Raw genomic sequence first — 18,852 nt, forward strand, 5'->3', positions numbered from 1 at the left:
GTGGTGGAGTTCGTTCCCGCGTTGTTCGGCCTGGTGGCTGACGGCGGCGACAGTGGCAGGCACGGCGACCGGTGGATCCAACGGGTGGGAGATCTGAACGTCCAGGCGAAGGGCGCGGACGTCAGCGACGTGACGACGGGTGAGGGCGACGGCCTGGAGGTTCCGGCAGGTCGGCATCCGATGTTCGCCGTTACCGATGCACCCGCAGGCGAGCAGCCCCTGGTGCTCGCTGTCCTGCTGTGGTTCGGCCCCGGGCTGCCCACGCGTGTCGAATACTGCGGCATCGGCGTCCGCACCCACTGCGGCGTGGTGTGCCTGGACGGCGGTGACGGCGACGGCGGAGAGATCGACGAGCTGATGAAGCTCGCGCACCAGGAGATCCGGCGACGAGAACGCGGACGGGGCCCTGGACTTGAGCAGTTCGAAGAGGCCTGCGGCAGCTACTGGCCCCAGGCCCTGGAACCAGCGACGTCCGCGCCGCACCATCCCTTCGGATCCGGCTGGCAGCTGTCGGACCACGACGGCCGCAGCGGCGCGACAGTTGCGGCCTTCCTTGACTGGGGCGAGGGCGGGGGCCTGTACGACTGCCTTGACGCCGAGAACCAGGAGGTCGGCCGGCTCATCGTCTTCGAAACCCTCTGACTCCCCAGTCGCCGCCGGGGGCGGACTCCGTGGGGCGGCTTCGGCGCCGCCCGCTGCCGACGCCGGTTCCCGCGCAGACAGGGAACGGCGCACAGCTCCACCCGACTCTGCGGGCCAATAGGCCGTCCGGGAGAACGGGCGGCAGAGGGTCCACCAGGAGCTGATGGACTCCCTGGCCTGCATGGACTGCGATGACGTCCCCGAGCAGGAGAGCACCTGGGTCCACGAGATCGGCCGCACCTGGATCCGTCGGCGCGGCGGCCGTTGCTGGTCCTGCCACCAGGAACGCACGGAGCGGCTGGAACGGGAGGCCGAAGAGCAGCTGGAGACCGCCCGCGCCGCCAACTCGGCGCGCGGCTGCTCGACGGCGACGGCCTCGGCCTGGCGGGCGGTGCTGTGGCTGGTGGTGGCCACCCGCGCAGCCTGGCCGCCCCGGCGGGCCGGGCACAACCCGCTCCGCCCCCGTACGGGCTAAGGTACCGCCCTGACCTGCGGGAACGCCGATACCTTGATGACCCGTCAAGGTATCGATGGCCGACCGTCAAGGTATCGACGGCCGGGCTGTGCGCCCCCGGGGTCAGCGACCGCCTGGCACGCTGGTGGCGGCCGGGTCGGCGGCATCGAGCAGGCCCTGGTCCAGAGCCTGGCGCACCAGGCGCCGGGCGGCCGGAGTGCTGCTCAAGCCCGGGTCAACGACCGCAGACGGCCCCGGGGTCGCCCGGTGGGCGACCCGCGCGAAACGGCCCGCCACCCGCTGCATCAACGTCTCGAACGCCTCGCGCAGGCAACCCGTTACGCAGTCTTCCGCGACCAGCGCTTGATCTTCGATCGTCTTCACGTGGTGACGGAATCCGGCGTCCCGTCGGCCCGAAGGCGCCGCCGGACCGGACGCCGCCGCTGTGGTGCTTCGCCGTTGTGGCCCGGAGGAATTCGGTGGCGGCTGGGTGTCCGGTGGCGGGAAAGGGGTGCGGTGATCGCCCGACAAAGGCGGTGCGGGGATTGTCGGGTGATCGGGACCGGTGTCGCCGCACGATGGGGGCATGGATGACACGACCTTGGTATCCCGTTTTCTGCGCGATGGCTTCGTGAAGTTGGAGGGCGCCGTCGCGCCGCGTGTGGCCGCGGACTGCGCGCGGCTGCTGTGGCGGGAGACGGGCTGCGACCCGGACGACCCGTCGACGTGGACGCAGCCCGTGCACTGGGTTGCCGGCATGGCGCAGGGACCGTTTGCCGCCGCACCCAACTCCCCGTCCCTGCAGCGCGCGTACGACCTGCTCGTCGGTGCGGGACGCTGGGAGCCGCGCTACTCGCTGGGCACGTTCCCGCTGCGCTTCCCGCACGAGGAGGAGCCGGACGACGCGGGCTGGCACATCGAGGGGAGCTACCTGCCGCAGGGCGAGAGCTGGTACTTCACGAATCTGCGCTCCCAGGGTCGGGCGTTGCTGATGCTGTTCCTGTTCAGCGAGGTCGGTGAGGGGGACGCCCCGACCCGGATCCGGGTCGGCTCGCACCTCGACGTGCCGAAGGTGCTGGAGAAGTACGGGGAGGACGGGGCGAGCGGGCTGACCGTCGCGTCCGATCTGGTGGCGGCGTGCGACCATCGGCCGATCGCCCTGGCCACCGGGTCCCCGGGCGACGTCTTCCTGTGTCATCCGTTCCTGGTGCACGCGGCGCAGCCGCACCACGGGGTGCGGCCGCGTTTCATGGCTCAGCCGCCGCTGATGCCGGCCGCGCCGTACGAACTGGAGCGCGCCGACGGCGCGTATTCACCCGTGGAGATCGCGATCCGCCGGGGCCTGGGACGGGACACCTCCGGTCCGGACGGGGACGGCACCGGCCGCAGCGCCGGGTAGACGTGCTGCACGACCATCGCTGGCAGGGCGGCGCCGACCGGGACGGCGGCCAGCAGCTCGGCGGTGGCCGGGTTCTCCTCGGCGGCCAGGCGCGGGTCCGCCACCGTGCCGCGCACCCCGGCGGCCGCCGTGCCGACCAGGACCGCCAGCAGCCGTGGGAACGCTCGCCAGCGCCGCTCCCACGCCCGGCCTCGGCCGTCCGGCCCGCCTGCTCCCACAGCCGGCGCAGGCCGCCAGCTGCGCCGCGGTCTCCTCGGCGCCGACACCGGGGCGGTGGCGTTCGACGAAGGCCCGCAGCCGGTGCCGGCCGGAAACGCTGGACCATGCGCCGGAAGCCCGCCCTCCAGGCCTTCGACATCGCCTTCGACGGCCGACTCTCCACCGGCCGCCGGTAACTCACACCACACGAGTTACACCGCAGGCCGTACAGACCCACCGCCAGGGGCGTTGCAAAGTCCCGATGAGTGCGTGAGTCCGCAGGTCGCGGCGGTGCGAGGAGTGCGGGTCGGCCCGTCACGTACGCACCGAAGCTCCGGTTGAACGGGGTGACCTTGCCAAGTCGCCTCGTACCGCCGGAGCTTCGATGTGTCGTCAGTCTGCCACCGTCTGCCTGATCAAGTCGCCGGTTCTGGACGGTGTGGCAGGGCTGCCGCTGGTTGAGCGGTTGCGGGTGCTACCGGATCCGCGTCGGCGGCGGGGGGTGCGTCACCCGTTCGTGGCGGTGCTGCTGGTTGCCGCCTCGGCTGTGGTCGCCGGCGCGCGCTCGTACGCGGCCATCGGCCAGTGGTCCGCGAATGCTCCGCAGCACGCCCTGGCCCGCGCGCTGTCCTCGGTGTCCGCGGGGCGGGCGTGATGGCCGATCACCACATACAGGTACTGCCGAGCGCATCCGTGTGACACAACCCCGCGGACTTCTTCCGGGCGTCGGCTTGCAGGCCCATCTCGCGGGCCTGGGCGACGGTGCGGGCGGCGAGCTCGGGGGTCGGGTGCAGCAGCGGCTGCTGAGTGGTGGCATCACCCAGGAACGCGCCGCTGCGGATCGCGACCCACCGGCTGCCAGCGCCCGGCCCCGCTCGATCCAGCCCCGCCGCCGGACCTCCACGCGGAGGCAAGGCCGGTGACGGGGCGTCGACAGAGGTCAGTGCGTCGGTGCTGATGTCGGGTACAGGCTGGCCAGTGGGTTAACGTAGGTCTGGGCGGGCATGCAGTCGGGGGCGGGGCTCTGCATCAGATTGGCCTGGAGTTCGCGGGAGCTGTGCGCCGGGTCGGTCTTGGCCAGCGGCAGGTAAATGAAGAGTTGCAGGTTGGCCGGGATGGCACTGGGGTGGATGGTGAGGACCATCCTGCCGCCTTCCTGGCCGGGTTCCTCTTCCATGTCCCAGCCGTAGGCCGCCAGCCGGCCCTGTCCGCCGTCCTGGTTCCCCTTGGCCACGGTCTGCGGCGCGTAGGAGGGCATCGTCGGGCCGGGGGCGTGGCAGCCGGGTTCGCCGGCGTAGACGCGGCTGCGGACGCCGGCCCGGTCCAGGTCGCGCTGCAGCTGGGTCGCGTCGACCGGCTTGTAGCCGTCCAGGATGGTCAGCTTGACGAGGCCGTCACTGCCGCTTTGCAGCGTGTACGCGGCATTGGTGACGTTCCCCAGCGGCTGGCTCCCGGCGCTGGCGCCGCCGCCGGCAACGACCGGGGCGGGTGCGGGGGAGTGGCCGGCCCCGGTGGTGAGGGTGAACCCGGCGACAGCGACGGCGGCGGCCACGCCTATCGGGAGCGCCACCCGCAGGGCCAAGGTCCGGCGCTTGGCAGCGCTACGGGAGTGCTCGGTCACGGTGTCCATCAGGTACTCCTTCAGCAGGAAGTGGCGGTCAGGGGAGAGCTCCGGTGCGGCCGCGGCCGGCAGCAGCCGGGCCAGCTCCTCCCGCTCGGCCTGCTGGGACCGGTCTCGGGGGGTGGTGCTCATCGGATCGTCTCCTTGGTCGACCGGACCGCGAGCGCGCGGTCTCCTGTTACCTGTCCGCAAGCGCCCGTGCGTTGCGTACTTTCCGAGGGGTGCGTGCTTTTTGCGGAACGGGCCGTGGCCAGCTCCTTGGCGGTGAGTTCCCGCAATCGGCTGCGGGCGCGTGACAGCCGCGAGCGGACCGTCCCGACCGGCTTGCCGAGCGCCTCAGCGGCGGCCGCGTGGTCCAGGCCCTCCCACACGCACAGCGCGAACACCTCCCGCTCGGCCGGGCGCAGCTGCTCCAGCGCGGCCTTCGCGGCGACGAGCTGCTCGGCGTCGGCGATGCGGCCGGTCAGCTCGACGGCGAAGTCGGGCGCGACATCTCGCGGCGGGAGCTTGGCGAGTGCCTTCTGATGACGGCGCGCGGCCCGGCGGGTGTTGCGGATGACGTTGGCGGCGATGCCCAGCAGCCAGGGCCGCAGGCTCTCCCCCTCGGGTTCGACCCGCGCGCGCAGGCGCCAGGCCTCCAGGAAGGTCAGTGAGAGCACATCCTCGGCGACGGCCCAGTCCCCGGTCATCCGGACCGCATAGCGGTGCACCGCGCGAGCGTGATCCTCGAAGACCTGCCCGAACGCCACCGAATCCCCGGCTCGCACCCGGGCGCGCATCAATTCGTCCACACCCGTACCTGTCCGGCCGCACCCGGCCGTTGCCGTGATCCACGCCACATGCCCGGGTGGGGGCCCGGCCAGGGGCGTAGCAAAGTCGGATGATCTCGTGAGTGTGCTGGTCAGGCGATGCCCAGGAGGTCGAGCGGTCGGGTGAAGGGATTGTAGGACGCGTGACGGAGGCCGGCGGCGATGTTGCGGTGCCCGGCGGTGCGGAGGGCGTTGATCGCCAGGTTTCGCAGGGTTGCCATGTTCTCCGGGCCGTGGCCGGTGCGGATCTTGGAGGCATCCTCGGCGAAGGTGGTGTCGCGGACGAAGTGAAGCCGGTTCTCGATGGTCCACTGCGACCTGGCGAGTCGGCCGAGCCGTTCGGGTGAGGCTTCCTGCGAGGTCAGATCGGTGATCGCGTAGACGGTCTGGCGGCTGCATCTGCCGGTGGTGAGATCGGTGCGGTGGCGCAGGATGCGCACGGCCTGGGCGGCGTGGGGAAGTCCAGGCCGAGGCCGGTGACGGTGAGTGCCCTGGTAGCGCGGGTCTCCCTGCGGCCGTGGCCGATCTCGCGGTCGTAGCGGCGCGTGGTGACCTCCTTCCACGGCAACGCTCGTAGGTGACGGTGTAGTTCGGGCTGGTTGGCCTTGACCACCAGCAGGTAATGGGCCTTCTTCTCCTCGACCAGGAAGCGCACATGGTCGCGCTGGGTGTGCAGGGCGTCGGCAGTGACCGTGACCCTGGTCAGGTCGTAGGGCTTCAACAACGCGGCAAAGCACGTGATTTCGTTCGTCTTGTCGGGAACCCGTAGCTGCGTGACGGTCCTGCCGTCGCCGGTCATCGCCGCCAGCAGGTGGGCGGCGGGTGTTTGGCCGCGCCGGGAGCCGCGGGCGGCCTTGCCGTCCACGGCCACCGAATCCGATCCTGCCAGGTCGGAGCCGGTCAGATCGGCCAGGCCGCCGGGACAGGCCAGGTCGATGACCCGCCGGATCGTGGCTGCACTCGGCGCTACCCGTACGCCCAGTGCGCCCACGACCCGAGTGCCGAGGCGGGCCAGGGAGTGCTGCGGAGCATTCGCGGACCACTGGCCGATGGCCGCGTACGAGCGCGCGCCGGCGACCACAGCCGAGGCGGCAACCAGCAGCACCGCCACGAACGGGTGACGCACCCCCCCGCCGCCGACGCGGATCCGGTAGCACCCGCAACCGCTCAACCAGCGGCAGCCCTGCCACACCGTCCAGAACCGGCGACTTGATCAGGCAGACGGTGGCAGACTGACGACACATCGAAGCTCCGGCGGTACGAGGCGACTTGGCAAGGTCACCCCGTTCAACCGGAGCTTCGGTGCGTACGTGACGGGCCGACCCGCACTCCTCGCACCGCCGCGACCTGCGGACTCACGCACTCATCGGGACTTTGCAACGCCCCTGGACCCACCGCTGGGGCACCGGCACACTGCGCCCGGCGTCGCTGGCCACCACCCTCAACGGGCACGAACCGTGCACTGGTGAACCTTCAGCAGCCTCCTCTGTGCACTCGTAAAGGTATGGCAATGAATCACATCGAGATAGCTTTCGGTCGGGGCGCGCTCACGGGAGCGTGTCTATCGAACTAGGAGGGGACATGCGCAAGAAGTTCGGGATCGGTATGGCAGCCAAAGCAGCAGGTTCAACTCTCGCGTTGACGCTTTCGTTCTCTACCTTTTCGACGCAGACCGCCTCGGCCTCCACGTGGATTCAGCCTCTTAAGAACGCAGGGTCGAATCTGTGCATTGGGGTGGACGGCGGAAGTCCTTACGACGGAGCGCTGACTCTCCAGTGGGAGTGCAACGGCAACCCCGATCAGACCTGGTTCTGGGTGCCTACCAACGGCGGCTATGAACTCCAGAACGGGAACAAGAAGTGCCTGGAGGCTCCCGGCTGGACCACTGCCGCCGGCGCCCGGCTCGGGCAGTGGTCCTGCCATGGCGGAGCTAACCAGATCTGGAACATAAACGACTTCGACAATTCCGGACGCCGGCGCGTGAAGAACGCGAATTCAGGACTGTGCATCAGCAACCAGGGAGGCAGCGGAGAATGGGGGAATCACATCATCCAGTGGCAATGCAACACCGCCCCCGACCAGTACTGGGACGCCAGCGGGACGATCTCGATTCCGTAGGCTGACTGCGCACGACGGCAACGGCCTGAGGTGACTGTTCCACGCCTGCGGCCGTCGTTGCCCCGCGGCACAGTAGAGCCGGGTGCCCGGAGGCCCGCTGGGCCGCCCCAGGCCAAGCACCAGCCCACCAGCGCTAATGGCCGCCAGGTGCGAGCGGATGTCCCGCACCGACCTGCCGCGCGCGTACAGCGACAGGATCCGCTCGTTGAAGCCCGCCAGCCGCCGCGCGTTCTTCGGGATCAGCTGCGGTTCGAATGCTCCGTTGCGGTCCCTGGGCACGGCCACCGTCACCGCCCCCACGTCGGTCGGCACGGTCTTCGACGACGTCCCGTTCTGCGAGTTCCCCGAGCCCCGGCTGACCGGGTCGTGCTTCTCGTAGCCCAGGTGCTCGGTCATCTCCGCCTCCAGAGCCCGCTCCAGCACCGCCCTGGTGATCTCCGTCAGCAGCCCGCCTTCACCCGGCAGGGCCGCTCCGGAGGCGTCGGCGCGGTCCATCAGCCGCTCGACAACCTCGTCCACCAACTTGTCCCCGACCGGCTCGACGGCCGGGTTCTCACTGCCAGCAGCCATGTCCGTCCGTTCCGGCCGGCCGAGACCCGAGACCAGGCCTCGGCCGGCCTGTCACATCACGGACTTGCACGATCCTTCGGACACGCTCCGGGTCCGCGGTAGAAGAGGTAGAAGCCTTGGGAGCCGACGCTGGGGTGGTAGGCGAGGCAGGTGAGTCGGCGCTGAAGGCGCCAGCGAGCTGTGGCGTCGGGCCTACCCGGGGCATACCCGACGCCCTGCCCGAGGACACCGGAGGCCTCTGACGTCCCTCCCCGCACGGGAATCGGCCATTCTGCGCGCCCCGCACACACGTCGGCCGACGAGGTGTCAGTCTGATGAGAGGTCGAGGGGGGCCGGTGACAGGTCCCGCTCCTCCTGTCCGCCTCTGCCGGGAGCCTCCGTATGAGTTCACTGCCGTCGTTCTTCTCACAGGCCGGTAACTTCGGGAGTGCGGTCGCGGGGGGCGTGGATCCCCGGACGGGATTGTTCAACGTGCGGATCGCGCTGGGGAATCTGGTCGGCAATCGCAATCTCGGGCCGTCGCTGCCGCTGGTGCTGAGCTACTCGCCGCTCAACAGCACCGATGCGGGCCTGGGGCGGGGCGTCTCGCTGGGACTGACCACCTACGACCGGGACAACCGGCTGCTGGCCCTGGCGTCCGGCGAGCAGTACAAGGTCCAGGAGACCGACAGCAAAGTCGTCCTGATGCAGAAGAAGCTCGACACGGTGCGGGTCACCAAGGACCAGGACGCGTACCGCCTGGTGCACAAGTCCGGCGATGTGGAGGTCCTGACCGGGCCCCGCAAAGCGTCCAGTCTCAAGGTTCCCACCGCGCTGCTGACACCCGCCGGGCACGCCCTGGGTCTGACCTGGGATTTCGGCAGTGGTCCGGTGCCCCGCCTCAAGGCGGCCGCGGACGAGGACGACACGCTGCTGACCGTGGACTACACCGGAAGCGCCAAGGCCACCCTGACGGTCCTGCCGGGGTGCTCCGAGGGGTACCGCGTGGAACTGCGCTTCCAGAACGGGCTGCTGGGCAGTGTCCACCACTTCGGGCTCGGTGCGGACACGCCGCTGGTGTGGAGCTTCACCTCCGAGCCGGTGGGCCGGCAGGGGGCGTGGGGTTCCTGGATCACCGGTGTGAGCATGCCCGGCGGAATGTCCGAGACCGTCTCCTACTCCCAGGGCGGGTCGGGCCACCGGTTCCCGGACTCCGCCGGGCTGCCGGCCCTGCCCTATGTGACGCGGCACGTCCGCAAACCGGGCGGCGGGCAGCCGCAGACCGAGGTGGACTACAGCTACACCGACAACAACTTCATCGGCGGCCACTCCGGCACCGCCTGGAATGCCGACCTCGACAGTCTGTACGGGGTCCTGACCACCTATGCGTACGGTTCCACCGAGTCGGTCACCACCGGGGGCAGGACCACGAGGACCACCCGCACGTACAACAACTACCACCTGCAGACGGACGGGACGACGAGTCGCAACGGCTGTTCCCGGCAGGTGCGGACCGACTACTACGCGGTGGTCGGCCGGCGGTTCGAGCAGCAGGACGACCGGTTCCAACTCCCGAGGACGCAGACCGTCACCTGGACCGACCCGAACGGCGAATCGCGCGACGAGGTCACGCAGACCGACTTCGACGACGCGGGCAACCCGCGGAGCCGCACCGATCCCGACGGGACCCGCACCGACTGGGAGTTCTACCCGGCGGGCGGCAGCGGCTCGGACTGCCCGCCCGATCCCCACGGGTTCACCCGGTGGCTCAAGACCGTCACCCACACACCGCCGGGAACCGCGTTCGACGCGCCCGTCCTGCGGACGTCCTACTCCTACACCGCCCACCCGACCCCCGACGCGCGGGTACCCACCGCGGTACTGAAGTCCACCGAGCGGCGCTACGCCGACGGCCTGCTCCTGCGGCGGGAGGACATCGCGTACGGCACCTCGGGCGCGGAGTTCGGCCGGATCACCGCACTGGACGAGGTCGAGTACCCGCATGGCGAGGGCGGTGACTCCTACACCGCGTCCCACGCCTTCACCTTCCGCACCGACGGTGAGGCGCTGGTCCAGACGCACCGGCTGACGACCCACGACCGGCTGACGACGACGCGCTCGCAGCGGCGCTCACGGTTCACCGGGCGGCTGTGGTCGGCCACCGATCCGCAGGGCAACGTCGTGACCATGGGCTACGACGGCCTGGGCCGTACGCTGACCCGCACTACCCATCCGGGTACCCCGTACGAGGCGACCGAGACCCACGGCTACGAGGCGGGGACGTCCGCGCCGTTCGTCACGACCTCCACGGACCCGCTGGGCAACCAGTGGCGCGCGAGCTTCGACGGCGCGGGGCGGCCGGTCCTGGGCGAGCGCAGGCACGCCGGCGGCGACGGCGGCTGGTACGTCGTGCGGCGGTTGAGCTACGACGAGGCGGGCCGCCCGACGTCCGAATCGGCGACGGACCATCAGCCCGACGGCGGCGGCACGGCGGCCGAGCTCACCCGGACCCTGTCCTACGACGACTGGGGCCGGCTGTCGGCCGTCGCCTGCGACGACGGCACCGGCCGGCTCACCCGGGTCGACCCTGTCGGGCTGACGGCCACGGTCCAGCAGTTCGGCGGCGGCGTCCCGGTGACCGGAACGGGGGTGACCACCTTCAACACCCGGGGCGAGCCGGTGACAACCGAGCGGTTCGACCTCAAGGGGGCGCCCGCGGGCCGGCGCGTACTGGAGCGCGACGGCTGGGGCCGGCTGCGCCGCGAGAGCGATGAGCGCGGGAACACCACGCAGTACGACTACGACGTCCGCGGCCGGCTGACCCGCACCACCCTGCCGGACGGCACGGTCGTCACGCGGGGGTACGCGCCGTTCTCCTCCGACGACCTGGCCACGACGCTCACCGTGGCCGCAAACCCCTATGGCACGCAGGCCTTCGACGGGCTGGGCCGGCTGACCGAAACCAGTTCCGGCGGCCGCACCTGGTCCTACCGGTACGCCCAGGACAGCGACCCGCTCCCCACCCAGGTCGCCACGCCCGACCAGCAGCAGCTCACGTACGCGTACGTCCCCCAGCTCGGCAACATCGTCTCCCGGGTCCAGGCCGGCTCCCTCACCCAGAGCCTCGGCCACGACCCCGTCTCCGGTTTCCTGAGGAGTGCGCAGGAGGCCGATGTCACGGTGACGCGCGACTACACCCCCGCCGGCCTGCCGCGCACCGAGACCACGACCCGGTCCGGGGCGTCTGACACCACCGCGTGCTGGACCTTCACACCCGGCGGCCTGGAGACCGGCTACACCGGGGTGGACGGCACCACCCGGAAGACCACCCGCGACGCCCACGGCCGGATCACCGACCTCACGGACCCGGCCACGGGCGTGTCACTGAGCTACGACACCGCGGGCCGCCCGACGTCGTGGACCGCCAGGGACCCGCAGTCCGGGTACACGCTGACCACCACGCTGACGCTGGACGACTTCGGCCGCGAGGTGACGCGCTCGACCAGGGACAGCCTCGGCCGCACCTGGTCGCTCACCCAGCAGTGGCTGGACAACGACCTCCTCGGCCGCAGGACGTCCACTTCCGGCGCGGCGCTGCTGCGCGACGAGACCTTCGGCTACGACGGCCGCAACCGGCTCACCACCTACACCTGCGACGGGTCGACGCCTCCGACGGACGCCCAGGGCAACGGGATCACCGCGCAGACCTTCGACCACGACGCCTTCGGCAACGTCACCCGGTGCCGGTCGCAGTACACCGACGGTTCCGACGACACCGCGACATACCTGTTCGAGAACCCGTCCGACCCGTGCCAGCTCACCGGCATCACCCACACCGATGGCACCCACCCGCCCCGGGCCGCGCTGGCCTACGACGCGGCCGGGCGGCTGACCACCGACCAGGCCGGGCACACGCTCGCCTACGACCCCCTCGGCCGCCTGCGGTCGACAGGCCCGGCGAACCAGTACGGCTACGACCCGCTCAACCGCCTGCTCACCCAGCGGACCGACGGGCACACCACCGTCCTGCACTACCGCGGCGAATCCCTCGCCGCCCTCACGGAGGACGGCCGGCCCACCCGTCTCCTGCAGCTCGGCAACGGCGCCTACGTGGCCCAGTCCCGCGAAGGACGGACCCGGATACTCACGACGGACGGCGCCGGTACCGTCCACCTGGCGGCCGACGCCGAGGGCCAGGAGCCGTACGCCCGCACCCCGTACGGCGAGCGCCCGGTGGGCAGCGCCGACAGCGTCCTGGGCTTCACCGGCCAGCGGAGCGACCCCGTGACCGGCTGGTACCACCTCGGCAACGGCACCCGCGCCTACGACCCCGTCCTCCTCCGGTTCACCACCCCCGACACCCTCAGCCCCTTCGGCGCGGGCGGCATCAACCCCTACGCGTACTGCGCGGGCGACCCCGTCAACCGGATCGACCCCTCGGGCCACCTGAGCTGGCAGGCCTGGCTCGGCATCGGCCTGGGCATCGCGGGCCTCGCCCTGGCCGCCGTCACCGGCGGCATGGCCATCGTCGCCGCCGGCGGGCTGATGGCCGCGATCAGCGCCGCCTCCGCCACCACTCTGGTCGTCGGCGCGCTCGGCGTCGCCTCCGACGTCACCGCCATCGCGAGCGGCGCCCTCGAAACCGCTTCCCCCAAGGCCTCGGCCGTCCTCGGCTGGGTCTCGCTCGGCACCGGCGCGGCCGGGCTGGCCGAGGGCGGTGCGAGCCTGGCCCGCCTCGCGGCCAAGCGCGCTCCGGGCTTCACCGAGGAGACCGCGCGCGCCCTCGGCGAACAGGTGAGTACGGATCCCGGGCTCGAACTGAAGCTCGCCAGGACCAGGCCCGAGGTCCATGGTCGACCGGTCGTCCTGCCGGAGAGGGCTCCCCACGAGTTCTTCGCCGTGGACAACGCCAACGGCGCGAAGGTGTGGGTCAGCCAGGATCCGGTCGACGGCGGCATGGTCAGGCGGATCGCCTGGAACGCGCTGCGGCGCGGCAAGAAGGTCGACATCCTCAGCGGAACACACGGCGCCGAGCTCGGGGAGCGAACCGGCGCGCACACGGACGTGGGCTTCTACTTCGAGGACATCGGCGACATGGGGAGGGCGACCAAAGAGAGGCGGTTGTTGCGGAAAAGGAGCCTCTGGTCGGGGAACGTGTTCGTGCACAACACGCCCCACCTGTCGTTCGACCGGATCGGGGCGATCCTGCGGGGCGACTCCAGCCGCGAGATCATCGCGGCATTCTGCTTCAGTCGCAACGACGACGCCGTCCGGGAATTCCTGGGACTGGAAGCCGCCTACTCGTACTCGCCGTACGTGGATTTCTACCACACGGCACTCTGAGGTCCCTGCCGCACGCCACCGCACCATCTCCCACGAACGAAGGAGACAATGCATGTCGACATGGACGAGCGTGTCGAAGCTCTCGATCGTACTCGTGAGCGGCGACGAGAGCTGCGACATCTATGCGAACGGGCGGAACCGGATCGGCGTGATGATCAGTGTCGCGCCGACCGACGAGGACGGCGATCCCATCGAGGTCGACCCCGACCATCTGCTCTCCCGCCTGTGGCTGATCGACTACGTCACTGAGTCGACACTCAACTGGAAGGGCAGCTCGGGCTGGTGCTACACGGACACCGAGAACGCCTTCACCTCCACCCCCGGCCTGTCCGGCGAGCGCGCCGAAGCCTCGTTCGACGACGACGGGACCCAACTGGTCACGTTCTACGTGTACTGCGCGCCCGGAGTGAGCCCGAAGTCGATCGGTGTCCAGGTCAAGACCGACTGCAACGACACCATCAAAAGCTCCTTGAACGGAACGTATCAGGCAAAAATCAAGCTCAATCCGCGGACGGCCGTGACGTATGAACTGGCGGACGTCGACTGGGACTACGCGCACACGTCGACCAAGTACGGCGACAACACGAAGTACGTGACGACGGACGCCTGGAACTACTACCTGTCCTTGAAATCCGTGGAGAACTACTTCGTCACCTTCTCGGTGTCCAACTATTTCGGCCGGTCCGAGTACGACGGGTTCTTCTCCTCCCACATCCCTCCCGACAGCCACCGCAAGAACTTCTACGGCGGCTACGTCTGGCACAGCGAGCCGCACGGTTCCGCGTACTACGTCGAGAACGACGGGCGCAGCGAGGCGGAGGTCGTCAACTTCCCCGACGGCAACAAGTGGTGGGACTACGCGAAGATCTACGATCGGAGCTACCCCGAGCGGTACCTGTGCTTCAGCTGGGTGCACTCCACCACCGGCGGCGACGGATGGCACATCCCGAACGGGCCGCTGACCGCGTGGCATGTGTGGAGCCACCCGGAGATCGTCGCGTATGACCGGTACGGCAACTCAGGCACGTTCTGGGTGGACGGAGGGGACATCATCGAGGGGCTCAAGCTCTGCGACAGCCGACCGTAGGACCGGGCCGAGAAAGCCCCTCTCCTCGGTGGTGGCGAGTGGCAGGTGGGCCGTGAAGGTCGGCGAGGCGCGGGAGTGGATCGGCGAGGCGGTGGTGGACGGCCGCGCGGTCCTGGACGTCCTGGACCGGGACGAGAGCGTGGCCCCGCGCCGTCCGGCCCGACCTGATGCGGTCGGAGGAAATGCTCCGCAAGGAGACCGACGGCTGGTACACGGACCACGTCTCGGTACTGACCACGGCGCCGTACTTCGAGAACCTGCGGGACCGACTCACCCCCCGACCGGACGGCCGGGGCGGCCTGACCTTCAGGCTCCCCCTCGGCGCCGCCCACTACCCGCTCGTCGCCCTCGACGACATCGCCTGGTTCGCCTGCCACATGTTCGACAACTGGCAGTCCTGGGGCGCCCGCGACCTCGCGGTGATCGGCGACAGCCTCACCGGCGACGAGATCGCCGCTACCTTCGCTCAGGTCACGGGCACCCGCAGCACCTACATCCCGATGCCGCATGACGACCTTCGTGCCGCCGTCCCCGACTTCAGCCACGACTACGCAGCGATGTTCCAGTTCTTCGCCGACCGTGATCTCTACGCCCGAGACCGGGACATCGACCTCCTGCGCCGCCTGCACCCCGACTTGATGACCTTCGAGGACTGGCTGCACCACACCGGATGGACGGGACGACCACCCACCACCTCACGTCCGAACGCGGGCACGCACGACAGGGCTCGTTGCTCCGGACCGGGGCCGACGCGAGCCTGAGATCCGGCAAACCTGGCGTGGCACACACCAAGGGCCCGCCGAGGAAGATGTCACGAGTTTGAGACCGATCATGACGGCGGCGCCGTGAGACAACGAAGAAGGGCCCAGGGCACGTCCGGGGCGAGGCCGGCGCCGGCCTCGCAGGCCGCGTCGGCGAAGGACTCCAGCACCTGCCCGTGCCCGGCCCGGGGTTGTCAGCGGGCGAGGTCGCGTAGCCACAGGGTGGCCCGCTTCGCGGTGATGTGGGTGCCGATCAGTGCGGAGGGGTCGTTATCTAGGGGAATCCAGCAGGCCAGCCCCTACGGCAACGCCATCGCGGGGCGGCCGGTACGCGCCGGCCGCCCCGCGTCGTCGATCCTGCCGGTGCCCGGAGGAAGGTGCCCCTGTGACAGCACCAATCACCCGGACATTCACCGTCGCCGAACTGCGCGAGGCCGACTTCCCGGACCTGCTGGAGGAGGACGTGGTCCTGGACGAACCGGCCCGTGAGACCAAGCAGGGCGTGCCGGATGGTGGTGGTCGTCCAGCCCGTGGCCTGCTCGGGACTTGGCGGGGGAGTACCCGGGTGCTTGCCTTGGGGCCTTCGTTGTGCGCTGCACGACGATGGCCCCAAGGGCCGCCGAAGTCCAAGGTTGATCCCTGATACCCGATCAATCTGGACGGATGTCCCGCATGCTGGTGCTGCCGGTCAGCACTCGCGTAGCCCGGGGGCCGGGTCCTGGCCGGTGCCGACGTCGACGGCGGGGACGTTGCCCCACGCTCCGTTGTCGAGCTCGGTCCAGTACCAGATGTCGTTGCCGCCCGGGTGCGGGTCGCCGTGGCCCCAGCACTGGAACCAGCTGAAGGTGCCGTTGAGCTGGCCGCGGGTCGCCGAGCGGTAGGAGCGGTCCGCGTAGCCCTTCGCCCCGGTCTTGTTGCCGCAGTACAGCCTGCCGTCGGAGCGGACACCGCATTCGGCGGCGGCTGCTGGGAAGCCGATCGCGGCCAGGCCGGCCGTCAGCGCGGTGGCCATGACCAGGACGGTGATCTTCCTGCGCGCGTTCACTGTGTACTCCTTGCTGGTGGGGTGCGTTCGCGCCGTCGTGGTCATGCGGGAGCTACCGGGGGGACCTCGGCTGCGCCGCCGTTTCGACGGCGGCCAGGACCGCCCTGTGGAAGTCCTCCAGGGTGCCGTCGGGGACCGGTGCCGGGCTGCCGGTGAGGGTGTACCACTCGTCGGCTCCGGTGTACTGGATGGCGATGTCGACGAGGTGGCCGGGGCGGCGGGTGGTGCGGACGGTGAGGTCACCGGTGATGACGCCGACCTCGACGGTCATCGCGTCGCCGGGGCCGGCGGTGACCTCGTCCTCGCACACGGCAGGTTCCGGCGTGGGCATCAGCTGTCGCAGGTGTCGAGCATCTCGCCCAGCGCCGCCTGCTCGGCCTCGGTGACGTTCAGAGCGTAGACGTGCTTCACATCGATCCACGCCCGGGAGTAGGCGCACCAGTAGGACCTCAGCGGAGGCTTCCACAGGTCCGGGGTCTGGTCGCCCTTGGACCGGTTGGAGGCGGCGGAGACAGTAATAAACGGACGTATCGGCACAAACGTTGGAGGGCTGGCGTGTGGGTGTTCGAAGTGCTTTGCGCGACGTGGCACGGACGGACCACGATGTGCCCCACCGAACATAGGAGCGATCATGAACGTCCGAGTGGACTACACGGCGGCACCCGAGGATCTGGCCGCGGCGGTGAGAGCGAACTTCCCATCCCTGCCGATTCGTTGGGCCATCGCCGGGGCCTGGCTCCTGCTGTCGCTGGCCTGCTTGGCAGGGGACCTTGTTCTCTTCGCGCTTGCGGCGCTCATCTGCGGCCTGCTGCAGGTCCAGAACATCACGATCGTCACCAAGAAGCTCGCGGCCCGGGCCGCCCAGCGCTCCGCCGGTCCGACGTCCGTCGCGATGACCGACGAGGAACTGGTCATCCGTACACAGTCCGGGGAGATGAGGATCGCCTGGGATTCGATCGTCCGGGCGGTGGAAAATCCCCTGGCCTGGACGCTTCTGGTGAGGCGGCAGGGTTCGGCGGTGCCCGCGACCGTCCTGAAGGCGGCTTTCACCGACGCCCAGGCGGCCGAGGTCACGGCGGCGATCTCACGACTGACCAGGGCCAAGTTCAAGATCCGGCAGGCGAGGACCGCCAAGGCCCCCGCTGGAGGCCGGTAGCCCGTGGGTGGACCCGGGCTGAGCCGTGGCAGCGTAGGACGGGGCTGGGACAGCCGGAAGCGGATCAGCGGGGGGTCCACGGCGTCGGGATCCGCTCTCGGGTCGTAGGTGGCCAGCCCGTCCTTCCCCACCCGTTCGGCGATCCGCAGCCACTCCCGGTGGGTCCGCCCCGGCGCCACCTGGAGCCGGGCCACTGGCGTGGAAGGGCAGGCGGGACACTTGTGGGATGCAGCAATCAAGGGATTCTTGGGTCAACACCACTCACGACTGGGCTGGTGTCGTGGATGTGGGACATCTCGGTCAGATCCGGCAGGCTCCTGGGGAGTTCGCTCCGGGCGGCACGGGGCATCTGCTTCTTGAGATCGTCGCTTATGCCGCTGACGAGGCAGCGAGCCGGGGCGGCGGACGGTGCGTAGTCACGCTGCACTCCGACGGCTCGGTGTCAGTGGAGGACGACGGACGCGGAACCGCCACCCGGGTCGACGAGCATGGCCGGGTGGTGAAGAAGCCGGTCATGGCCACGAAGGACCTTCGGTTCTTCGATCTCCCGGAGGCGGAACGGCTTCCGGACGGACATCCGCGTCGCGGCGCGTCCGTAGTCGCAGCGCTGAGCGAGTGGCTGATTCATACCAACCGCCGGCTCAACGGATCCTGGACCCAGCGCTATGAGCACGGCGTCCCTGTGACCGACTTGGAGCCCGTCGAGGCCGACGGCACCACCGGGACGTGCGTCCGCTTCCTGCCGGACGAAGCCCTGCGTTCAGGGTTGTCGGTGGCTGCGGGTGATCTGGCGCGGTGGTCCGCACACTGGCCAGACCTGGCCGTCCGCCTCGACGATCAGCGCGACGGCAGCAACCGGCCAGTCCGGTGACCCCAGGCCCCAAACGTCAGGACCGAGCTGTGCCAGCCGCCTCGGCTGTTTCCGCCACCCGCAGTCCTAGCCCTCGGCCTCGGCGGCCTGGTGACGCGTACTTCTGGTCTGACGCTCCGTAGCCACCATCACACGACCCGGGCCAGAACCTAATTCTGACCCCGCTTGTACGGGTTCGAGCGGCCCTGCCTGAGTTTGCCGCGGCCACCGGCGGCGACCCCCTCCACCTCGCCCACGTCTTCGCTCTCGGTGCCAAGAGCAGCCTTCGCTATGCGGAGGCGATCGCTCCCTCGGATCGCCGAGCTGCCCGCTGACACCTGCTGAGCGGCTACCCGCCAACACGTCGTGAACCAAGCCAGGCTGTCCTGCCTCCGACCATGACCGGCTACTGACTTCGGCGATTCAGGGTGACGGTGAATTTAGTAACGGTTGCGCAGCCGGAACCAGAGCTTGGCCAGTGCGCTCCTCGCTCGGTCGGTAAGTGGCCAATGCTTGGAGTCGGCGAGCCAGGACTCGTAGAACTCTCGCTGGGCGGCGACGGTGCCCACAGAGGCTGGTGCTGCGCGGTCGAAGACGGACACCCGTCGTTGAGCGGCCCGGCCCGGCTTCAGGACGTAGAGGATGCTTCCGCCCCCCATGTCGCGGGACATGCCCGACGGATACGCGTCGATCCTGGCTCCGTTGCAAAGCAGTTGGTAGCCCAAAGAACTCGTAACACGATCACTGACCTTGGGTGTTGAGGCGTCGCCAGCAGATGACCGCGCAGGCGAGTGAGACGAAGGCGTTGTGGAGGTCGAGG

The 18,852-nt window shown here is 69.9% G+C and carries 20 protein-coding genes and 1 pseudogene; 11 read left to right on the plus strand and 10 right to left on the minus strand.

Features of this window, described 5'->3' with window-relative positions:
• Nucleotides 1-84: 84 nt before the first annotated feature.
• The gene (locus ACFC1R_RS32555; protein ID WP_375944829.1) at nucleotides 85-642 is read left to right on the plus strand and encodes a hypothetical protein; all 558 of its coding nucleotides are present in this window, start codon (nucleotides 85-87) and stop codon (nucleotides 640-642) included.
• Nucleotides 643-805: 163 nt separating this feature from the next.
• A complete protein-coding gene (locus tag ACFC1R_RS32560; RefSeq protein WP_375944831.1) occupies nucleotides 806-1,117 on the plus strand; it encodes a hypothetical protein in 312 nt (103 codons plus the stop codon).
• Nucleotides 1,118-1,219: 102 nt separating this feature from the next.
• Here the strand turns inward: ACFC1R_RS32560 and ACFC1R_RS32565 are convergent, their stop codons facing one another.
• Complete coding sequence (locus ACFC1R_RS32565; protein ID WP_375944833.1) at nucleotides 1,220-1,480, minus strand: hypothetical protein; 261 nt, start codon at nucleotides 1,478-1,480, stop codon at nucleotides 1,220-1,222.
• Between the two features lie 202 nt (nucleotides 1,481-1,682).
• Between ACFC1R_RS32565 and ACFC1R_RS32570 the strand changes: the two genes are divergently transcribed.
• On the plus strand, nucleotides 1,683-2,495 hold the full coding sequence (locus tag ACFC1R_RS32570; protein WP_375944834.1) for a phytanoyl-CoA dioxygenase family protein: 813 nt from the start codon (nucleotides 1,683-1,685) through the stop codon (nucleotides 2,493-2,495).
• Nucleotides 2,496-3,078: 583 nt separating this feature from the next.
• Nucleotides 3,079-3,348 (plus strand): transposase family protein, encoded by a 270-nt coding sequence (locus ACFC1R_RS32575; protein ID WP_375944836.1) that lies wholly within the window; start codon nucleotides 3,079-3,081, stop codon nucleotides 3,346-3,348.
• 285 nt (nucleotides 3,349-3,633) lie between these two features.
• On the opposite strand, the gene ACFC1R_RS32580 is transcribed toward ACFC1R_RS32575, so the two are convergent.
• The 4 genes from ACFC1R_RS32580 to ACFC1R_RS32595 form a co-directional block, all read right to left on the minus strand.
• Nucleotides 3,634-4,446: a hypothetical protein gene (locus ACFC1R_RS32580; protein ID WP_375944838.1), complete on the minus strand. Its 813-nt coding sequence runs from the start codon at nucleotides 4,444-4,446 to the stop codon at nucleotides 3,634-3,636.
• Nucleotides 4,443-5,093: an RNA polymerase sigma factor gene (locus ACFC1R_RS32585; protein ID WP_375944869.1), complete on the minus strand. Its 651-nt coding sequence runs from the start codon at nucleotides 5,091-5,093 to the stop codon at nucleotides 4,443-4,445. The genes ACFC1R_RS32580 and ACFC1R_RS32585 overlap by 4 nt, the downstream gene beginning before the upstream one ends.
• Before the next feature lie 122 nt (nucleotides 5,094-5,215).
• On the minus strand, nucleotides 5,216-5,563 hold the full coding sequence (locus ACFC1R_RS32590) for a transposase (RefSeq protein ID WP_375944840.1): 348 nt from the start codon (nucleotides 5,561-5,563) through the stop codon (nucleotides 5,216-5,218).
• Nucleotides 5,485-6,249 carry an ISAs1 family transposase gene (locus tag ACFC1R_RS32595; RefSeq protein ID WP_375944842.1) on the minus strand — a complete coding sequence of 255 codons (765 nt, stop codon included), beginning with the start codon at nucleotides 6,247-6,249 and terminating at the stop codon, nucleotides 5,485-5,487. The genes ACFC1R_RS32590 and ACFC1R_RS32595 overlap by 79 nt, the downstream gene beginning before the upstream one ends.
• A 455-nt stretch (nucleotides 6,250-6,704) precedes the next feature.
• Here ACFC1R_RS32595 and ACFC1R_RS32600 point away from each other — a divergent pair, with 455 nt between their 5' ends.
• Nucleotides 6,705-7,241: an RICIN domain-containing protein gene (locus tag ACFC1R_RS32600; RefSeq protein ID WP_375944844.1), complete on the plus strand. Its 537-nt coding sequence runs from the start codon at nucleotides 6,705-6,707 to the stop codon at nucleotides 7,239-7,241.
• Between the two features lie 195 nt (nucleotides 7,242-7,436).
• On the opposite strand, the pseudogene ACFC1R_RS32605 reads toward ACFC1R_RS32600, so the two are convergent.
• Nucleotides 7,437-7,811: pseudogene (locus tag ACFC1R_RS32605) on the minus strand (transposase); the annotation flags it as partial.
• A gap of 381 nt (nucleotides 7,812-8,192) precedes the next feature.
• Between ACFC1R_RS32605 and ACFC1R_RS32610 the strand changes: the two are divergent.
• The 4 genes from ACFC1R_RS32610 to ACFC1R_RS32625 all read left to right on the plus strand — a co-directional run bounded on the left by ACFC1R_RS32610 (nucleotide 8,193) and on the right by ACFC1R_RS32625 (nucleotide 15,624).
• Nucleotides 8,193-13,133, plus strand: a complete 4,941-nt coding sequence (locus ACFC1R_RS32610) for an RHS repeat-associated core domain-containing protein (protein WP_375944846.1) — start codon at nucleotides 8,193-8,195, stop codon at nucleotides 13,131-13,133.
• A 52-nt stretch (nucleotides 13,134-13,185) separates the two neighbouring features.
• Complete coding sequence (locus ACFC1R_RS32615; RefSeq protein WP_375944848.1) at nucleotides 13,186-14,220, plus strand: hypothetical protein; 1,035 nt, start codon at nucleotides 13,186-13,188, stop codon at nucleotides 14,218-14,220.
• A gap of 182 nt (nucleotides 14,221-14,402) precedes the next feature.
• Entirely contained in the window at nucleotides 14,403-14,981 is a 579-nt protein-coding gene (locus tag ACFC1R_RS32620; protein WP_375944850.1) for a hypothetical protein, read from the plus strand.
• 385 nt (nucleotides 14,982-15,366) lie between these two features.
• On the plus strand, nucleotides 15,367-15,624 hold the full coding sequence (locus tag ACFC1R_RS32625) for a hypothetical protein (protein ID WP_375944852.1): 258 nt from the start codon (nucleotides 15,367-15,369) through the stop codon (nucleotides 15,622-15,624).
• Between the two features lie 45 nt (nucleotides 15,625-15,669).
• Here ACFC1R_RS32625 and ACFC1R_RS32630 read toward each other — a convergent pair whose 3' ends face one another.
• Genes ACFC1R_RS32630 through ACFC1R_RS32640 form a run of 3 tightly spaced genes read right to left on the minus strand, consistent with a single transcriptional unit; the run spans nucleotide 15,670 to nucleotide 16,563 of the window.
• Nucleotides 15,670-16,026, minus strand: coding sequence for a hypothetical protein (locus tag ACFC1R_RS32630; RefSeq protein ID WP_375944854.1), 357 nt, complete (start codon nucleotides 16,024-16,026; stop codon nucleotides 15,670-15,672).
• A gap of 52 nt (nucleotides 16,027-16,078) precedes the next feature.
• Nucleotides 16,079-16,336: a hypothetical protein gene (locus tag ACFC1R_RS32635; RefSeq protein ID WP_375944856.1), complete on the minus strand. Its 258-nt coding sequence runs from the start codon at nucleotides 16,334-16,336 to the stop codon at nucleotides 16,079-16,081.
• A 20-nt stretch (nucleotides 16,337-16,356) separates the two neighbouring features.
• Entirely contained in the window at nucleotides 16,357-16,563 is a 207-nt protein-coding gene (locus ACFC1R_RS32640) for a hypothetical protein (protein ID WP_375944857.1), read from the minus strand.
• 106 nt (nucleotides 16,564-16,669) lie between these two features.
• Here ACFC1R_RS32640 and ACFC1R_RS32645 point away from each other — a divergent pair, with 106 nt between their 5' ends.
• Together ACFC1R_RS32645 and ACFC1R_RS32650 are read left to right on the plus strand one after the other, a co-directional pair.
• Nucleotides 16,670-17,182 (plus strand): hypothetical protein, encoded by a 513-nt coding sequence (locus ACFC1R_RS32645; RefSeq protein ID WP_375944859.1) that lies wholly within the window; start codon nucleotides 16,670-16,672, stop codon nucleotides 17,180-17,182.
• A 226-nt stretch (nucleotides 17,183-17,408) separates the two neighbouring features.
• Entirely contained in the window at nucleotides 17,409-18,053 is a 645-nt protein-coding gene (locus tag ACFC1R_RS32650) for an ATP-binding protein (RefSeq protein ID WP_375944861.1), read from the plus strand.
• Nucleotides 18,054-18,472: 419 nt separating this feature from the next.
• Here the strand turns inward: ACFC1R_RS32650 and ACFC1R_RS32655 are convergent, their stop codons facing one another.
• On the minus strand, nucleotides 18,473-18,703 hold the full coding sequence (locus ACFC1R_RS32655; RefSeq protein WP_375944863.1) for a hypothetical protein: 231 nt from the start codon (nucleotides 18,701-18,703) through the stop codon (nucleotides 18,473-18,475).
• Nucleotides 18,704-18,852 lie beyond the last annotated feature (149 nt).

The sequence above is a fragment of the Kitasatospora sp. NPDC056138 genome (assembly GCF_042264695.1).
Classification (GTDB): domain Bacteria; phylum Actinomycetota; class Actinomycetes; order Streptomycetales; family Streptomycetaceae; genus Kitasatospora.